Genomic DNA, 13,246 nt, shown 5'->3' with positions numbered 1-13,246 from the left:
CGATACTCAGCCGGCTTTCCGAAACACGAGCCAGCGCAACTCAATTGGGGAATCGTCACGCTCGACGTCGAACACGTCGAGGCCGCCGGCCCAACCCTCGAACCAGCCCGTCGGCGGCCACGCCTCCGACGGTAACCGCGTCTTTTCGTACTCGTAGGCGGCGTCGTCGGCGATCAGCTCCAGTGGCAATCCGCCCGCCGCGGCGGCCATCTCGTCGCGAGTGAAGATCATGCTGTTGCACTGCTGACTCAGCTGCACCGCGACGTCGTCGGGAACATAGCCGTCACGGGCCAGGAAAGTGTTGAAGACCAGACGCCCGCCGGGCGCCAGGCAGTCGGCGGCTAGTTCGAACATGCCGCGCAACTCGTGTGTCGTCCGGAAGTCGGACACCACCTCAGAAAGCACCATCAACTGGTACGCCTCGCGCACGTCCTCCATCGCGGTGAAGACGTCCCTTTGAATGACGTTCACGCGCAACGATTCAGCGGCGGCTTCGGAAACGATCGCCTCGGCGAACTTTGCGGTGATCTCGACCGCATCGACCGGATGTCCACGCCGCGCCAGGGCCAGCGCGTTACGCCCGGTTCCCGCACCCACATCGAGCACCCGATAGGTGGACGGATCGTCCGCCTCGGCGGCCAGGGCCAACACCCGTGCGTCCGCCTCTGTGCCGAACAGCGGCGGCGGGCGGATGGCCATCCACTGTTGGTAGTCGGCCTCGACGGTGCGCCACTCGGCCTGCACGCGGAAATTCACGCCCTCCCCGAAGGGAGCCTGGTACGAGATGAGCACGTCCGAACGAGGGGAGGCTTTGAAGGCCTTGGCCAACTCGACTTCCAGCGCGGCGCGCAGGTGTGCGGACTGTTCGGGGGTGTACCAGACGCCCAGGGTGGCGCAGACGTTGCCGCACAACAAGACGTACTCGTCGATCAGCCCCGGCACGGCCGGCACCCTGATCTGGCCCTCGGCCGACAACCGGCGATACAGCCGCCTGATCATCGCTTCGCGCAGCATCGACGGATCGAATGACCGATTCGGCGGATCCTGCACCAGAACCTTCTACACGACCAGCGGGCTTTGCACCACCGATGCGCAGACGGGCAGTGCCGATCAAACCGAACGTGCCGGGCGAGCGAACTCTTCGAGTAGATCGGCGGCGCGGGCAACACTTTCGGCGGGTTTGCTCATCTGGGCGGCCACTTCACGGGCCCGAGCAGCGCATTGCGGGGCGAGGACCGTGCGTAGGTCGGCGACCAGCGAGTCCAGGGTGCTGTCGGAAAAGGCACGCCCGGCGCCGACTTGCAGTTGTTCGACGGCAGTTGCCCACATCGGCTGGTCCCATACCGTCCACAGGATGAGTGTGGGGACCCCGGCGCGCAGGCCTGCGGCCGTGGTGCCCGAGCCACCGTGATGGACCACGGCCCGGCAGGCCGGGAAGACGGCCGCGTAATTCATCGCCCTTACCATCTTGACGTGATCGAACCGCGGGACGCCGGTGAAGTCGTTCGCGCCGCTGCAGATCAATGCGCGCTCACCCAATTGCCCGCAGGCCGCGCTGATCACCGCGACGGTCTCGGCGGGAGAACTGACGGGCGTGCTGCCAAACCCGAAGTAAATAGGTGGCGTTCCGTCCGCGATCCAGGACAAGATCTCGTCGTCATTGCCCGTCGGCAATTCCAGGGTCAACGAACCGACGAAAGGACGCTGGTGGCCCGGTTCCAGCCATTCGGCGGCGGGCCCGGGCAGGCACAGCTCGTCGTAAGTCTGGATTTCCAAAAGCTCGCCCGGCGGCCCGGCCGCCAATTCGGTTACCTCGGGCAAGCCGAGCGCACGGCGTTGGACGACTTCGGCATCCTTGGTCATGCCCGAATACAGCGGGCTCGATGGCATGATCCGCGCCGGGAACACGTGCAACGCGGCGAGCGGAATGCCGTGATGTTCGGCGATATTGGTGGCCAGGGCCTGATCGTTCATGTGCGCCACCACCAGATCGGCACTAGAGGCCAGCAACATCAGCGTCGCGCTTTTGTCCATCCAGATCCGCGTAACGCGCTCGACCACGTGGGACAGCCCGCGGGTCCCATATTGGAGTGAACCGAGCAATTCCTGCGCCGCGTTCATTCCACTTTGCGTATCCGGGCCGTACCCGCTGGCAGCAAGGCCTGTCGACTCGACGAAGCCGGTCATGTTGGGCGGGACCGCCAGGCGCACCTCGTGGCCTCGGTGCATCAGCTCGCGACCAAGGGCAGCGCACGGTTCGACGTCGCCGCGGCCGCCGTAGGCGACCAGCACTAGTTTCATTCAGCAGACCTCTCGTGGGGACGTCACAAATCCAAGCAGAACCCGGCGCCGCCAGACCCGCGGGACGTTTGCCGACCCGCTTGAACTGGGCCTTTGGAGGCGTCAGGCGAGTGAATGCCGGGCAGGGTTAGGCGAACCAGACGTTTTGCGCGCCGTCGAGCGCGGGCTGAGAGGGATTTGCGCAGTACGCGCCGAACCCTTGCGAGTTTGGGGCGTCACGTGCAGGTAACCTATCGTTAACCCACAGCAACAATTTCGCTGTATTGGTTGACGTGGGAGCACCTGCAAACGCGTGAGATCGGCCCTTAGCACTAGGGACGGACTGATTGGCCGTCTTCGTTCGCGGCACTGGCAGCACCGGAGGGGATTCGATTTGTTTGCTGCTCGGTTGGCTACCCCCATACGACGTGCATCGGGATCGTCGATGCCCTCGCGGCCCTGAAAGCGATCGGAGGAGAACGGCATGGACTTCGCAGTACTACCGCCGGAGGTCAACTCCGCGCGGATGTACGCCGGTCCGGGGTCGGGACCGATGCTGGCCGCCGCGATGGCCTGGGACGAACTGGCCGCCGCGTTGCAATCGACCGCGAACTCATATCAGGCCGAAATCACGGCCTTGACGTCCGGTCCGTGGGTTGGCCCGTCATCCGCCTCCATGGTCGCAGCGATCACCCCTTACTTGGCGTGGATGAGGACCACCGGCGCCCAGGCCGAAGAAACCGCCAACCAGGCCAGAGCAGCGGCCTTCGCCTACGAGACCGCGTTCGCCGAGACGGTGCCGCCACCGGTGGTCGCAGCCAACCGCACCCTGCTGGCGACGCTCGTCGCCACCAACGTCCTCGGGCAGAACACACCCGCGATAGCGACCACGGAGAGTGAGTACGCCGAGATGTGGGCGCGAGACAGCGCGGCCATGTTCGGCTACGCCGGTTCGACGGCGTCGGCGACCCGGTTGACGCCGTTCGCCCAGCCCGACCAGACGACGAGCTCCGACGCCGGTCAATCCGAATCGGTGGCCCAGGCCACCGCTACCGCCGCCGGGAGCACACGCAACGCCGTGACCCAGCAGTCTTTCTCCGCGGTGCCCAACTTGTTGAGCAGTGCGGCGGCGGGTCCGGCTGCCGCCGCCGATCCGACGTCAGTGACGGACTTGCTGGGGCTGGGGAGCGATCTCACCACGTTCTTTCTCGACGCGCCGGCCAGCGTGGCCGGGCTAAGCATCGACACGCCGGGTACGTTGATCGCTCTTCCCTTCGACGTGGCCGGCACGCTAACCGGTTTCCACACAGACGACATCGTCAGCGGTTGGGCCGGAGTGCAGTCGTGGCCCGGGATGGGCGCGGTGCCGCCCTCGCCATTCCCGGTCATCACAAACCCGGCGGGCGGATTCGGATCGCTGATGTCTGCAGGGCTGGGCCAGGCGAACACCGTCGGTGGCTTATCGGTGCCGCCAGGATGGACAGCGGCCGCCCCGGCGATCCGCCCGGCCGCCTTGGCGCTGCCGGCCACCAGCGCTGGGGCCGGTGCCGAGGCCGCCGCCGCGGCCGCGGCCGCGGCTCCCACCGGCTCGGGAAGTTTGTTCGGCGAGATGGCCGTGGCGAGCATGGCCGGGCGCGCGATGGCCGGCACGGGTGGCGCCCTCGGTCGCGAGCGTGCCCGGGCCGGCGAGCCCGAGAAGGCCACGCGCAAAGCGCCGAAGGAGCCGACGAAAGAGCCGGCGGCCCCTCCGCCGGTTGCCGCGGGTGGGCCGATCACCAGTATCGCGGCCGAGCTGCGGGAGCTGGCGTCGCTGCGCGATGCGGGGATTCTGACGCAACAAGAATTCGAAGAGCAGAAAAAGCGCCTGCTGCCAAGCTGATCCGTGCCCGGACGTGGTCCGTTCGTCAGTTGGGCGCAGAATGTAGAAATACTCAGTGAAGGCGCCCCATGGACAACCCGATCGCCCATACTTCTGATGCCGTGCCGATGCGGGTGCAGGCGTTGCTTCGCTATCCGGTGAAGTCGATGCTCGGCGAGACCCTCGATCGACTGCTGGTCGACGAGCGCGGCGCCGACGGCGACCGGCGGCTCGCGCTTGTCGACGGTGAGACCGGGCACGTGGCCAGCGCCAAAAATCCCCGACTGTGGCGCAATCTCCTGACGTGCACCGCGCATGCTGGCGCTCAGGGTGTGCGCATCAGCATGCCCGACGGAACCGACGTCGCGGCCGATGATCCCGGTGTCGATGAGCTGATCTCGCAACTGACCGGACGGCGGGTCCGGTTGGTCACTCAACGCCCCGAGGGCGCCACACTGGTGCGTCCCGATCCGGAGAAATTGCTGGAATACGGCCTCGACGCCCAGGTGGAGGGCCGAATTCTGCGGATCGCCGCGGCCACCCCGGGCGACTCGTTCACCGACGAAGCGCCTTTGCATGCGATCACGACGGCCACCCTGGAGCACATCGGCGTGGAGGCGCTGCGGTACCGGCCGAATCTGGTGATCACAACGCCGGCGGACTACCGGCCATACACTGAAAATGACTGGGTGGGCGGCGAACTCGTCATTGGGGAGACTCGGCTACGCGTGCTCACCGCGACTTCACGCTGCGTGGTCCCCACCCTCGAGCACGGGACATTGCCGCGAGCTCCGCAGGCACTGAAAATACCGGCGGCCGAAAACCGGTTGAAGACGGGCGGTCATAACGCCCAGCCGTGCGCGGGTGCCTACCTCGCGGTGGTGAGCAAAGGCGTCATCCAGGTCGGTGACCAAGTAACCATCGCGCCGTAACGCCTGCGCGGCAACGCTTCTGGTATCGATCATCCACCCAGGTTGCGCACCGCCGTGTCGAGTTCTTCGGCCTGCTCGGTCAACTCCCGGTCGGATAGCTCCGCGTGTCCGATTCGCTGCACCAATTCCTGGCGAGTCGCAATCTGTAGAGTCCTTCGATATTCAAGGGATTCCAAATCAGCCGGCGAGACGACCGTGGCACGTCCCTGGACCACCACGAGCGTTGCGTTCGTGTCCGGGCTGTCGAGCAACCGCCGCGCATCCTCGGCTCCGATCGTCATGAGTCACCACGCCCGGTTAGTTGTTGCAGCTCGTCGATCAGGCTGGACGCCTGGGCCTTCGTCAGATTTTCCGGGATGTCTCGGCCCGCTTCTTGCGCCAGGGTGTTCAGGTAGCTGCGCTGCGGCCCGGTCATGGGCTCGTCGCCGGTCACCCACTGCGACTGGTCCTTCTCCCGGCGCCTGCGCGGCATCGTCGATCATGTATGTTGCTATGCCCACTACTGAGTTGCATAATCGCCAAGTGCCGTAAATGGTTTCGCATGTTAGCCGCCCACCCCGACTATCTTCATCACCAGTAGCACCGCCACCGCGAGGAACGCAACGGCGAAAATGCACACCGCGATGACGGTGAGCGCGGAACTTGGAGCGAACCGCCGGGTATTCGGTGGTTGCGGTTCAGACACACCGGACGTTTGGGGCGCAGCCGGCGGGGTGGTGCCCGGTGCGGCGCCCCCTCCCGCCTCCAGCCCAGGAGTTTGGGTGGGGTCAGGATCGGGGGGTTGCGCGGTCATGGTGGACACCAGCCCTTTCGTCCGGACGACGGCGGAAGCATTCGGCCGCATCGCCACCGGATGCGCGAGCTCCCTCCGGAGTGTGGCGGTACCCACCCACACGCCACCCAAACGGCAGGTGCGACGGAGATTCGCGACGCCATCCGCGTATCGGGACCGTCAACCCCCGGTGTTCGAGAAAGTTTTCTAGGCGACGTACGTGTGCATCGTCGAAAGTGCTGCCTACCAACGGGTTTCGGCTCGACGCCGTTTTAGCGGCGCCGTTAGCTCTCCGAGTTCGGCGTGGGACTCTGCGCAGATTCCCACTTCGCCTCGAGCGACCGTTTCACCCTGGTGCCTGCCGCCAGATCGAGTTGAAAGGTTTCACCGGCGTCGGTTTCGAATGTGATGAGATACCCCGTGTCGCTGGCGTCCTTGAAGACTACTTTGTAGGGCCGTTCACCCGAGCCGCGGTCCACCGCGATGATGTCGCCAGGGGTGACGTCGTCGATCAGGTCGTTGCCGGAGACTTTGGCCATACGGTCGACGTTAGCCGAAGAAACAGGGGAGCGTCCGGCGCGGTGACCGGCCCCCCCGCGCTGCAGGAAGGCCTTGATGGCGCGTCGCTCATCCATGGCCCGGTAAGCCTCGGCGACCCGCTCCAGGGGCAGGTGCACGTCAAACACCTTGCCGGGGTTGATTCTTCCGCTGAGCACCAAGTCGATCAGGGACGGCAAAAAAAATGCCGCACGGGCGCGGGTCCGCCGCGCAGGCCGACGCTTAGGCCGCGGTCAGGAAGGCGCAGGCCGACGCCAAGCTCAAAAGCGCCCGGGACGAGGCCATCCAGGTACGCGAGGAAGCGCAAGCGGTGACCCAACAGGAAGTCAAAGAGACACGCATCGGCGCCGAGTGACGCAAGCGCGAAGCGGCACAGTCCGCGCTGCAGCAAAGCGCCGCGGCGAAGCAGCGCGCCGACGAGACCGCTTCCCAGCGGAGGCAGACGGTCGAGTCAGCCGGGCGCCAGGTGGAAGACCGCACTCAAGCCGCCGAGAAGCGGCAACGGCAAGAGCAGGGGGCGAACGACTGACGCTGGCTGTCAGACGCGCGGCGCAGCCTGGTTGACCTTGTTGGCCGCGAACGTCGCGGCCTGGGCTGTCATCCCGTCCTCGATGTAGGAGACGTGCGCAATGATGTTGCCGCCGCCTGAGCAGATCGGGTCGTCAGGTGCACACAGGCTGGTGACCTTGGAGCCATAAGCCGGGTTGATCGTCGGTAGCGGTTGGCCGCCCCACAGCATGCTGGAGAACTGGCTGGTCGGCTCGCCGAACAGGGCGACGGCGGCGACATGATCGGCGACCGAGGGCGGCATCGCGTTGGTGGCCAGGTCGATCACCGTCGAGCCCTGGGAGTAGCCGCCGAGCACGATCCTCGAGTTCGGGCAGTTGGCCACGACGTCTTGAATGTGTGCGCTCGCGTCGGCGGACCCGGCGTTGGCGCTGTTGTGGTAGTCGTCGTTGGCGGGGTAGTTCACCGCGTAGACGTCGACGGACTTACCACCGAGCTGCGACGTGAGCGAGTCGACGAACGCCTGTCCAATGTTGCCGAGGCCAGGCTCCTGATGGGTGCCGCGGGCGAAGACTACCGAGACGTCCGAGCACCCATCGGCAACGGCGGTGGGGGTGCCCAAGGGTGCACTGGCCAGCGCCCACGTCGTCACAACCGCCATACCGAACCCGCGAGCAAATCTGCGTGCACTCATGCCGAGATCCTGTCATATCGTCGGCCAAGGGGGTCCCGGCGGTTGGTGCAAGGGCGGGGAGAAACGTTCGAGCAGACGAATATCGTTGCGCAACAGACTAGTTCAAGGCCGCGCGGTTCGGATGCGGATGGGGCCGGACCATTCGCCGTCGGGGTCGACGACCTTGCCCCGTTGCGTGATCTTCACGTCTCCCGATCTGGCGAGCCGCCGGGCGGCCTCCCGCGCCTCGTCCATCAGCCCGCGCCAATTATCGCCGCCCACCGCACGGGCCGCATCCGACGGGCAGATACTGCTCCGCGGGCCCCGATGCTCGGCCAGGGCTCGGATCGACGACTCGAGCCGCTGTCTCAGCGGCCCGTCCCCGAGGGCGATCCCGGCATCGTCGGCGCCGCGCCCGCCACCGCTGGACACCCGCCCGAGTTCGGCACGCAATCGCTCGACCACCCCACCAGTGAAGGCCACGGCGCCGCTCGTTCGCCACTTCGGTTGGAACCACGCCCCGCGCGCAGGCGTTGAAACGACATGCCGCCCACGCTCGAAAAAGACACCCATCCGCACCGAGTGCCGGCTGACCTCGCGGATCGGCTCCTCGACATCAAGCGGATCTACCACGAGCCCGACATCGACCGGTTTTTCCGCGCGCGTCAGGTGCTGAACCGATTCCCCGACGCCGAGCGCATCCAGGTCGCCTCACACCAGGCCATTCCGGGCCTGTACGGCAACGAGGGCAACGTCGAGGACTGGGTTCGTATCAAACGAGAAGTGCTCGTCCTGGGTGAGAAGAAGAGCCTGTCGGCACGGCGCAACGAGCGATCCAGCGATTGGATCGCGCCGTCGACGGCCAACGGCTGCGCGATGGCCTGCTCTTACTGCTATGTGCCGCGCCGTAAGGGCTACGCCAACCCCATCACGGTGTTCGCCAACATCGAGAAGATCACCGGGTATCTCGAACGCCACGCCGCCCGCCACGGGGTCAAGCCCGCGCCCAACCAGTGCGACCCGGTCGACTGGGTCTACGACATCGGTGAGAACAGCGATTGTTCGGTCGATGCGATGGTGTCCGACAACGTGCGCGACCTCGTCGAGCTGTTCGCACGGATCCCCAATGCCAAAGCCAGCTTCGCGACCAAGCTCGTCAACCGCGACCTGCTGACCTACAACCCAAAGGGCGGGACGCGGGTCCGGTTCAGCTTGATGCCGACGGAGGCGTCGCGTCTGGTCGACATCCGCACCGCCAAGGTCGCCGACCGCATCGCGGCCATCGACGATTTCGTCGAGGCCGGCTACGAAGTCCATCTGAACCTCAGCCCGGTCATTGTCTACGAGGGCTGGTTGGACGACTGGGCCCAGCTGTTGCAACAGGTGGCCGACAACACCAGCGAACGAACTCGCAGGCAACTCGCCGCCGAGGTCATCTTCCTGACACACAACCAAGGCCTGCACGACGTCAATCTCGGCTGGCACCCGAAGGGCGAGGAGTTGTTGTGGCGGCCGGACTTGCAGCAACCCAAGCGCAGCCAAAGCGGCCAGTGGAACGTGCGCTACAAGAGCCCGTGGAAGAGGCGCTGGGTGCAGGACCTGACCGACCTGCTCGCGGTCAAGCTGCCATCCTGCCGGCTGCGCTACGCGTTCTGACGGCTAGCGGCCGCGCCACTGGGGCTTGCGCTTCTCGGCCCACGCGCGAAGCCCCTCCGCGACGTCCTCTGTCGCCCCGGCGACTTTGCGCATGGTCTCGCCGAAGCGGACCGACTCGATCCAGCCCATGTCCGCGGTTCGCCACGCCACCTCCTTGGTCGCTCGTTGGGCCAGGGGAGCGGCCTCGGTGAGGGTGCGGGCCCACGCTTGGGCTTCGGCCTGCAGTTGGTCGGGCTCGACCAGCTTCCAGACCAGCCCGATTTCCTTGGCCCGCTCGGCGCTCATGGGCTTGCCGGTCAAGAGCAACTCCATGGCGTTGGCCCAGCCCACCCGGCTCGGGAGGCGAATGGCCCCGACGATGGTGGGGACCCCGATCGACACCTCGGGGAAGCAAAACGTGGCCTCGGTGCTGGCGATGACGAAATCGCAGAACAGCACCCCGGTCACGCCGTAGCCGATACAGGGACCATGCACGGCGGCGATGGTCGGTTTGAACAATTCCATGCCGGATTCGAACGAGTTGATGGTCGGCTTTTCCCAGAAGGTGCCGCCGAAGGTGCCGACCGAGCCTTCGCCGTCCTTGAGGTCGCCGCCGGCACAGAAGACGCTGCCGTTGGCCGTCAGGATCCCGACCCACGCGTCCAGGTCGTCGCGGAAGCGATCCCAGGCGGCGTTGAGGTCTTGGCGAAGCGCGCCGTTGATGGCGTTGCGCGCCTCGGGGCGGTTCAGGGTGATGGTGGCAACATGGTCGTGCAGCTCATAGGTGACCAGACTCATGACTGCAGACTATTGCGCCGCGCCCACGTGCCGGCGATAAGCCGGTAACAAACCTGATGTCATGGTGTGCGCGGACGGCGGAAATCATGGAGAAATCCAGATCGCCCAACGGCTTTCGCGGGCAGGCGTTTGACATCGTCAAAATGCACATGTACCCGCTCGAACGCTTTGACCCGCTCCGCTTTGACCTTCTTGGTGTAGGTGCGCCGATCCGCAATCGTCAGATCCGCGTCGTCGCTGAAGGCGCCCAGCAGCGCACGCGGGTAGAGCCGCTCCACCAACACGACATTGACCTCGGCGCACATCACCAGCGCCACCGACGCCAAGAACAGAAAGGCCAGCGCGCCCAACACCAGCGCGAACACACTGTTGGTGGCGCTGGCCCTTTTCACGGTGTGCGCCACGTAGCCGGCCCCGAACCACTGCAGCATCTGCCAAATGAACGCTGCGGCAACCGCTCCCGGCAGTACTTCGCGGTATGTCAGTGCGCGCGCGGTCGTCACGCGAAAAGCCACCAGGCAGATCATTGCGTTGATGGCCACCGCGGCCAGCGCGAGGCCGATCTTGCTGACGATGCCGAGCGCTCCGGTGGCGTGGCCCGCCGCGGCCAATACAGTGGCCGCGATGGCGGCCGACCCGAGTACCAACAGCAACAGCAGGCTCCGCAAACGGGATCGAATCGGGTTGGGGCGCTTGTGCTTCGGCACCGCCCACACCGTGTCCATCGCGTTCTGCAGCGCCTGTCCCACACCTAGACCGCCGTAGAGCGCGCCGAGGAGGCCCACGACGACGCCCACCGTTCCGCCGCTGAGCCCCTGGGGGTGGTGCAGCTGGTCACCGAGTACCGGGAACTGACTCAAAGTGCTGTGCAGCACCTGTGCCTGCAAATCGGGCCGGCCGGCCAGCACCACGCCCAGGCCGGTGGTCAACAGCAGCAGTAGCGGAAACAGGGACACCAGTCCGTAGTAGGTGATGAGGGCGGCGAGGTAACCGCCCTGATCGTCGTTGTACTTGTAGACCACCCCGACGATCACGCCGACGGCTCGATTCCGTCGCTGCAGCCTCTCCAGCCAACCGACCATCGCCGATCACTTCCCCCGCAAAGCCGGCAAACAATTCATGCACTCGCCCGGTGATACCCGCATTCGGCTGCCACCAACCCGGCCCGGCGATCGACGCGCTGAGGTTACGGCCACGCGGGTGCCTATTTTGTGCGGGGTGGCCGAACCATCGGCTGCGCAGTTGCGCAAACAGCTCGATGGAGTGACGCTGCGCGATGCCGCCCGGATCGGCGGTGCCTGAAGAACCTGCGCGGCGCCCCGCCCGAGACATTGCGGCAGCTGGGCGACCAGATCGCCGCGGCGCGGGCGGTGATCGCTACCCGGCAAGCCGCCCTGCCGACGATCACTTACTCCGACCTGCCCGGCAGCGAACGGCGGCAGGAACTCGCCGCGGCGATACGAGCGCATCAGGTGGTGGTGATCGCTGGGGAAACCCGGTCAGCGAGCATCGCATCTACCGCGGGATCGCCACGGTGCGCGACCGTTGGTGATTTCTTTCCCCGCCACTTTCAACCTATAGCGGATGTGGGGGCTTGCCGCAAGGCCCGGGTGATGATGCAAAATCGCTGTGCTTGAGCGGAATTCGAGCGAATTGGGGTGGCGAAGTGGCGGTTTCGTGGTCATCGCAGCAGTCGCCCGGCGGCATGGAGCATGCGGTGCTCATCGCGGGGGGCGGCCCGACTGGGTTGATGCTGGCGGGCGAATTGGCTTTGGCTGGGGTCGACGCCGCCATCGTCGAGCGGCGCCCCAGCCAGGATCTGATCGGGGCACGGGCCGGCGGTCTGCATTCGCGCACCATCGAAGTTCTCGATCAGCGCGGCATCGCCGACCGGTTTCTGTCCCGTGGCCAGGTCGCGCAGGTCGCTGGTTTCGCCCAGATCCGACTGGACATCAGTGACTTTCCCACCCGGCATCCGTACGGACTCGCGCTGTGGCAGAACGAGATCGAACGCATCCTGTCCGACTGGGTCGACGAGCTCGGCGTGCCGATCTACCGCGGCCGAACGGTAACGACCTTCACCCAGGACGGCAACGGCGTCGACGTCGGCCTCTCCGATGGCCGGATGATACGCGGGCAGTACCTCGTCGGGTGCGACGGAGGACGCAGCGTCATCCGCAAAGCGGCCGGCATCGAGTTTCCGGGATGGGAAGCGACGACGAGCTATCTGCTCGCCGAGGTCGAGATTAATTTCGGAACCGGGCAATCTCCGCAATGGGGCGTCCGCCACGACGCGCTCGGCGTCCATGCCCTGTCCACCGCGCAGGAATGTGGGCCGGTTCGGGTCATGGTCACCGAGGCCGACCTTGGACCGGCGACCGAACCCACGCTGCGCGACTTGAGCGAGGCACTGGTGGCCGTGTACGGCACCGACTATGGGATCCACAGCCCCACTTGGCTTTCGCGCTTCACCGATGCGGCGCGGCAGGCCGCCACCTATCGCCGGGGGCGAGTCTTGCTGGCCGGCGACGCCGCACACATCCACCACCCGGTGGGCGGCCAGGGCCTCAACACCGGTGTGCAGGATGCGGTGAATCTGGGCTGGAAGCTGGGCCAGGTGGTCAGCGGGACATCACCCGCCAGCCTCCTGGACAGCTACCACGCCGAACGCCACCCGGTTGCCCAACGCGTGTTGCGCAACGCGCTGGCGCAGATGGCGCTCCTTCGCCCCGACGAACGCACCAAGGCACTGCGCGATACCGTGGCCGACCTTCTCGGCATGGACGAACCGCGCGCACGCTTCGCCGCGATGATGTCCGGTTTGGACGTCCGGTACGACCTGGGCGGAGAGCACCCGCTGGTCGGCCGCCGGATGCCCGACCTGGATGTGGTCACCGCCGACGGGCCGCTGCGCGTGTTCGACCTGCTGCGAGACGCCCGCCCGCTGCTGGTGAATTTCGGAGGTGCCGACGACATCGACATCGGATCCTGGGCGGACCGGGTCCGGGTAGTCCACGCGACACATGTTGCTCAGTGCGTACTTCCGGTGCTGGGCGCGGTGAGCGAGCCGCCCGCAGTGTTGATCCGGCCGGACGGATACGTCGCCTGGGTCGGCGCCGAAACCGACCGGGCGCTACGCGACGCCCTCGAAACCTGGTTCGGTCCGCCCGCCGCTGCGGACGGACGATTCCCGCAGGGAAAACGGTGACTTGTTTCGGCTCACGCACGGTGTA

At 66.2% G+C, this 13,246-nt stretch carries 14 protein-coding genes and 2 pseudogenes; 5 read left to right on the top strand and 11 right to left on the bottom strand.

Features of this window, described 5'->3' with window-relative positions; all coding sequences use genetic code 11:
- Positions 1-6 precede the first annotated feature (6 nt).
- Positions 7-1,050, bottom strand: coding sequence for a bifunctional 2-polyprenyl-6-hydroxyphenol methylase/3-demethylubiquinol 3-O-methyltransferase UbiG (locus A5686_RS11695; RefSeq protein ID WP_067934220.1), 1,044 nt, complete (start codon positions 1,048-1,050; stop codon positions 7-9).
- A gap of 60 nt (positions 1,051-1,110) precedes the next feature.
- Complete coding sequence (locus tag A5686_RS11690; protein WP_067934218.1) at positions 1,111-2,301, bottom strand: glycosyltransferase; 1,191 nt, start codon at positions 2,299-2,301, stop codon at positions 1,111-1,113.
- A 463-nt stretch (positions 2,302-2,764) separates the two neighbouring features.
- Here A5686_RS11690 and A5686_RS11685 point away from each other — a divergent pair, with 463 nt between their 5' ends.
- Positions 2,765-4,159, top strand: coding sequence for a PPE domain-containing protein (locus tag A5686_RS11685; RefSeq protein WP_067934217.1), 1,395 nt, complete (start codon positions 2,765-2,767; stop codon positions 4,157-4,159).
- A gap of 68 nt (positions 4,160-4,227) precedes the next feature.
- Positions 4,228-5,070, top strand: a complete 843-nt coding sequence (locus A5686_RS11680; RefSeq protein WP_067934216.1) for an MOSC domain-containing protein — start codon at positions 4,228-4,230, stop codon at positions 5,068-5,070.
- A 29-nt stretch (positions 5,071-5,099) separates the two neighbouring features.
- On the opposite strand, the gene A5686_RS11675 is transcribed toward A5686_RS11680, so the two are convergent.
- From A5686_RS11675 to A5686_RS27200, 7 genes and pseudogenes are all read right to left on the bottom strand, one after another.
- Positions 5,100-5,351 (bottom strand): hypothetical protein, encoded by a 252-nt coding sequence (locus A5686_RS11675; protein ID WP_067934214.1) that lies wholly within the window; start codon positions 5,349-5,351, stop codon positions 5,100-5,102.
- Complete coding sequence (locus A5686_RS11670; RefSeq protein ID WP_067934212.1) at positions 5,348-5,542, bottom strand: DUF3072 domain-containing protein; 195 nt, start codon at positions 5,540-5,542, stop codon at positions 5,348-5,350. The genes A5686_RS11675 and A5686_RS11670 overlap by 4 nt, the downstream gene beginning before the upstream one ends.
- A gap of 72 nt (positions 5,543-5,614) precedes the next feature.
- Positions 5,615-5,863 carry a DUF6480 family protein gene (locus A5686_RS26600; protein WP_082947608.1) on the bottom strand — a complete coding sequence of 83 codons (249 nt, stop codon included), beginning with the start codon at positions 5,861-5,863 and terminating at the stop codon, positions 5,615-5,617.
- A 263-nt stretch (positions 5,864-6,126) separates the two neighbouring features.
- Positions 6,127-6,381: a hypothetical protein gene (locus tag A5686_RS11665; RefSeq protein ID WP_067934380.1), complete on the bottom strand. Its 255-nt coding sequence runs from the start codon at positions 6,379-6,381 to the stop codon at positions 6,127-6,129.
- Positions 6,382-6,441: 60 nt separating this feature from the next.
- Positions 6,442-6,620 (bottom strand): annotated as a pseudogene (locus tag A5686_RS26595) (IMP dehydrogenase); the annotation flags it as partial.
- Between the two features lie 318 nt (positions 6,621-6,938).
- A complete protein-coding gene (locus tag A5686_RS11655; protein ID WP_067934208.1) occupies positions 6,939-7,601 on the bottom strand; it encodes a cutinase family protein in 663 nt (220 codons plus the stop codon).
- 102 nt (positions 7,602-7,703) lie between these two features.
- On the bottom strand, positions 7,704-8,063 hold the full coding sequence (locus A5686_RS27200; protein WP_231986355.1) for a DUF3253 domain-containing protein: 360 nt from the start codon (positions 8,061-8,063) through the stop codon (positions 7,704-7,706).
- A 60-nt stretch (positions 8,064-8,123) separates the two neighbouring features.
- On the opposite strand from A5686_RS27200, the gene A5686_RS11645 reads away from it, so the two are divergent.
- Complete coding sequence (locus A5686_RS11645) at positions 8,124-9,236, top strand: spore photoproduct lyase family protein (protein ID WP_067934206.1); 1,113 nt, start codon at positions 8,124-8,126, stop codon at positions 9,234-9,236.
- 3 nt (positions 9,237-9,239) lie between these two features.
- On the opposite strand, the gene A5686_RS11640 is transcribed toward A5686_RS11645, so the two are convergent.
- Together A5686_RS11640 and A5686_RS11635 are read right to left on the bottom strand one after the other, a co-directional pair.
- A complete protein-coding gene (locus A5686_RS11640; RefSeq protein ID WP_067934204.1) occupies positions 9,240-10,013 on the bottom strand; it encodes an enoyl-CoA hydratase/isomerase family protein in 774 nt (257 codons plus the stop codon).
- Positions 10,014-10,072: 59 nt separating this feature from the next.
- Positions 10,073-11,095 carry a YihY/virulence factor BrkB family protein gene (locus tag A5686_RS11635; RefSeq protein ID WP_067934202.1) on the bottom strand — a complete coding sequence of 341 codons (1,023 nt, stop codon included), beginning with the start codon at positions 11,093-11,095 and terminating at the stop codon, positions 10,073-10,075.
- Between the two features lie 136 nt (positions 11,096-11,231).
- On the opposite strand from A5686_RS11635, the pseudogene A5686_RS27955 reads away from it, so the two are divergent.
- Both A5686_RS27955 and A5686_RS11630 read left to right on the top strand, forming a co-directional pair.
- Positions 11,232-11,509, top strand: a pseudogene (locus tag A5686_RS27955) (hypothetical protein); the annotation flags it as partial.
- 209 nt (positions 11,510-11,718) lie between these two features.
- Positions 11,719-13,221: an FAD-dependent monooxygenase gene (locus A5686_RS11630; protein ID WP_067934376.1), complete on the top strand. Its 1,503-nt coding sequence runs from the start codon at positions 11,719-11,721 to the stop codon at positions 13,219-13,221.
- Positions 13,222-13,246: the final 25 nt, after the last annotated feature.

Source organism: Mycobacterium sp. E2479, from assembly GCF_001667925.1.
Lineage (GTDB): Bacteria > Actinomycetota > Actinomycetes > Mycobacteriales > Mycobacteriaceae > Mycobacterium.
This window is presented reverse-complemented; position numbering and strand designations above follow the sequence as displayed.

Excerpts from the sequence above, each read along its gene's own strand:
- A5686_RS11690 (WP_067934218.1), bottom strand. The coding sequence starts at position 2,301 with ATGAAACTAGTGCTGGTCGCCTACGGCGGCCGCGGCGACGTCGAACCG.
- A5686_RS11685 (WP_067934217.1), top strand. The coding sequence starts at position 2,765 with ATGGACTTCGCAGTACTACCGCCGGAGGTCAACTCCGCGCGGATGTAC.
- A5686_RS11680 (WP_067934216.1), top strand. The coding sequence starts at position 4,228 with ATGGACAACCCGATCGCCCATACTTCTGATGCCGTGCCGATGCGGGTG.
- A5686_RS11675 (WP_067934214.1), bottom strand. The coding sequence starts at position 5,351 with ATGACGATCGGAGCCGAGGATGCGCGGCGGTTGCTCGACAGCCCGGAC.
- A5686_RS11670 (WP_067934212.1), bottom strand. The coding sequence starts at position 5,542 with ATGCCGCGCAGGCGCCGGGAGAAGGACCAGTCGCAGTGGGTGACCGGC.
- A5686_RS26600 (WP_082947608.1), bottom strand. The coding sequence starts at position 5,863 with ATGACCGCGCAACCCCCCGATCCTGACCCCACCCAAACTCCTGGGCTG.
- A5686_RS11665 (WP_067934380.1), bottom strand. The coding sequence starts at position 6,381 with ATGGCCAAAGTCTCCGGCAACGACCTGATCGACGACGTCACCCCTGGC.
- A5686_RS11655 (WP_067934208.1), bottom strand. The coding sequence starts at position 7,601 with ATGAGTGCACGCAGATTTGCTCGCGGGTTCGGTATGGCGGTTGTGACG.
- A5686_RS11645 (WP_067934206.1), top strand. The coding sequence starts at position 8,124 with ATGCCGCCCACGCTCGAAAAAGACACCCATCCGCACCGAGTGCCGGCT.
- A5686_RS11640 (WP_067934204.1), bottom strand. The coding sequence starts at position 10,013 with ATGAGTCTGGTCACCTATGAGCTGCACGACCATGTTGCCACCATCACC.
- A5686_RS11635 (WP_067934202.1), bottom strand. The coding sequence starts at position 11,095 with ATGGTCGGTTGGCTGGAGAGGCTGCAGCGACGGAATCGAGCCGTCGGC.
- A5686_RS11630 (WP_067934376.1), top strand. The coding sequence starts at position 11,719 with ATGGAGCATGCGGTGCTCATCGCGGGGGGCGGCCCGACTGGGTTGATG.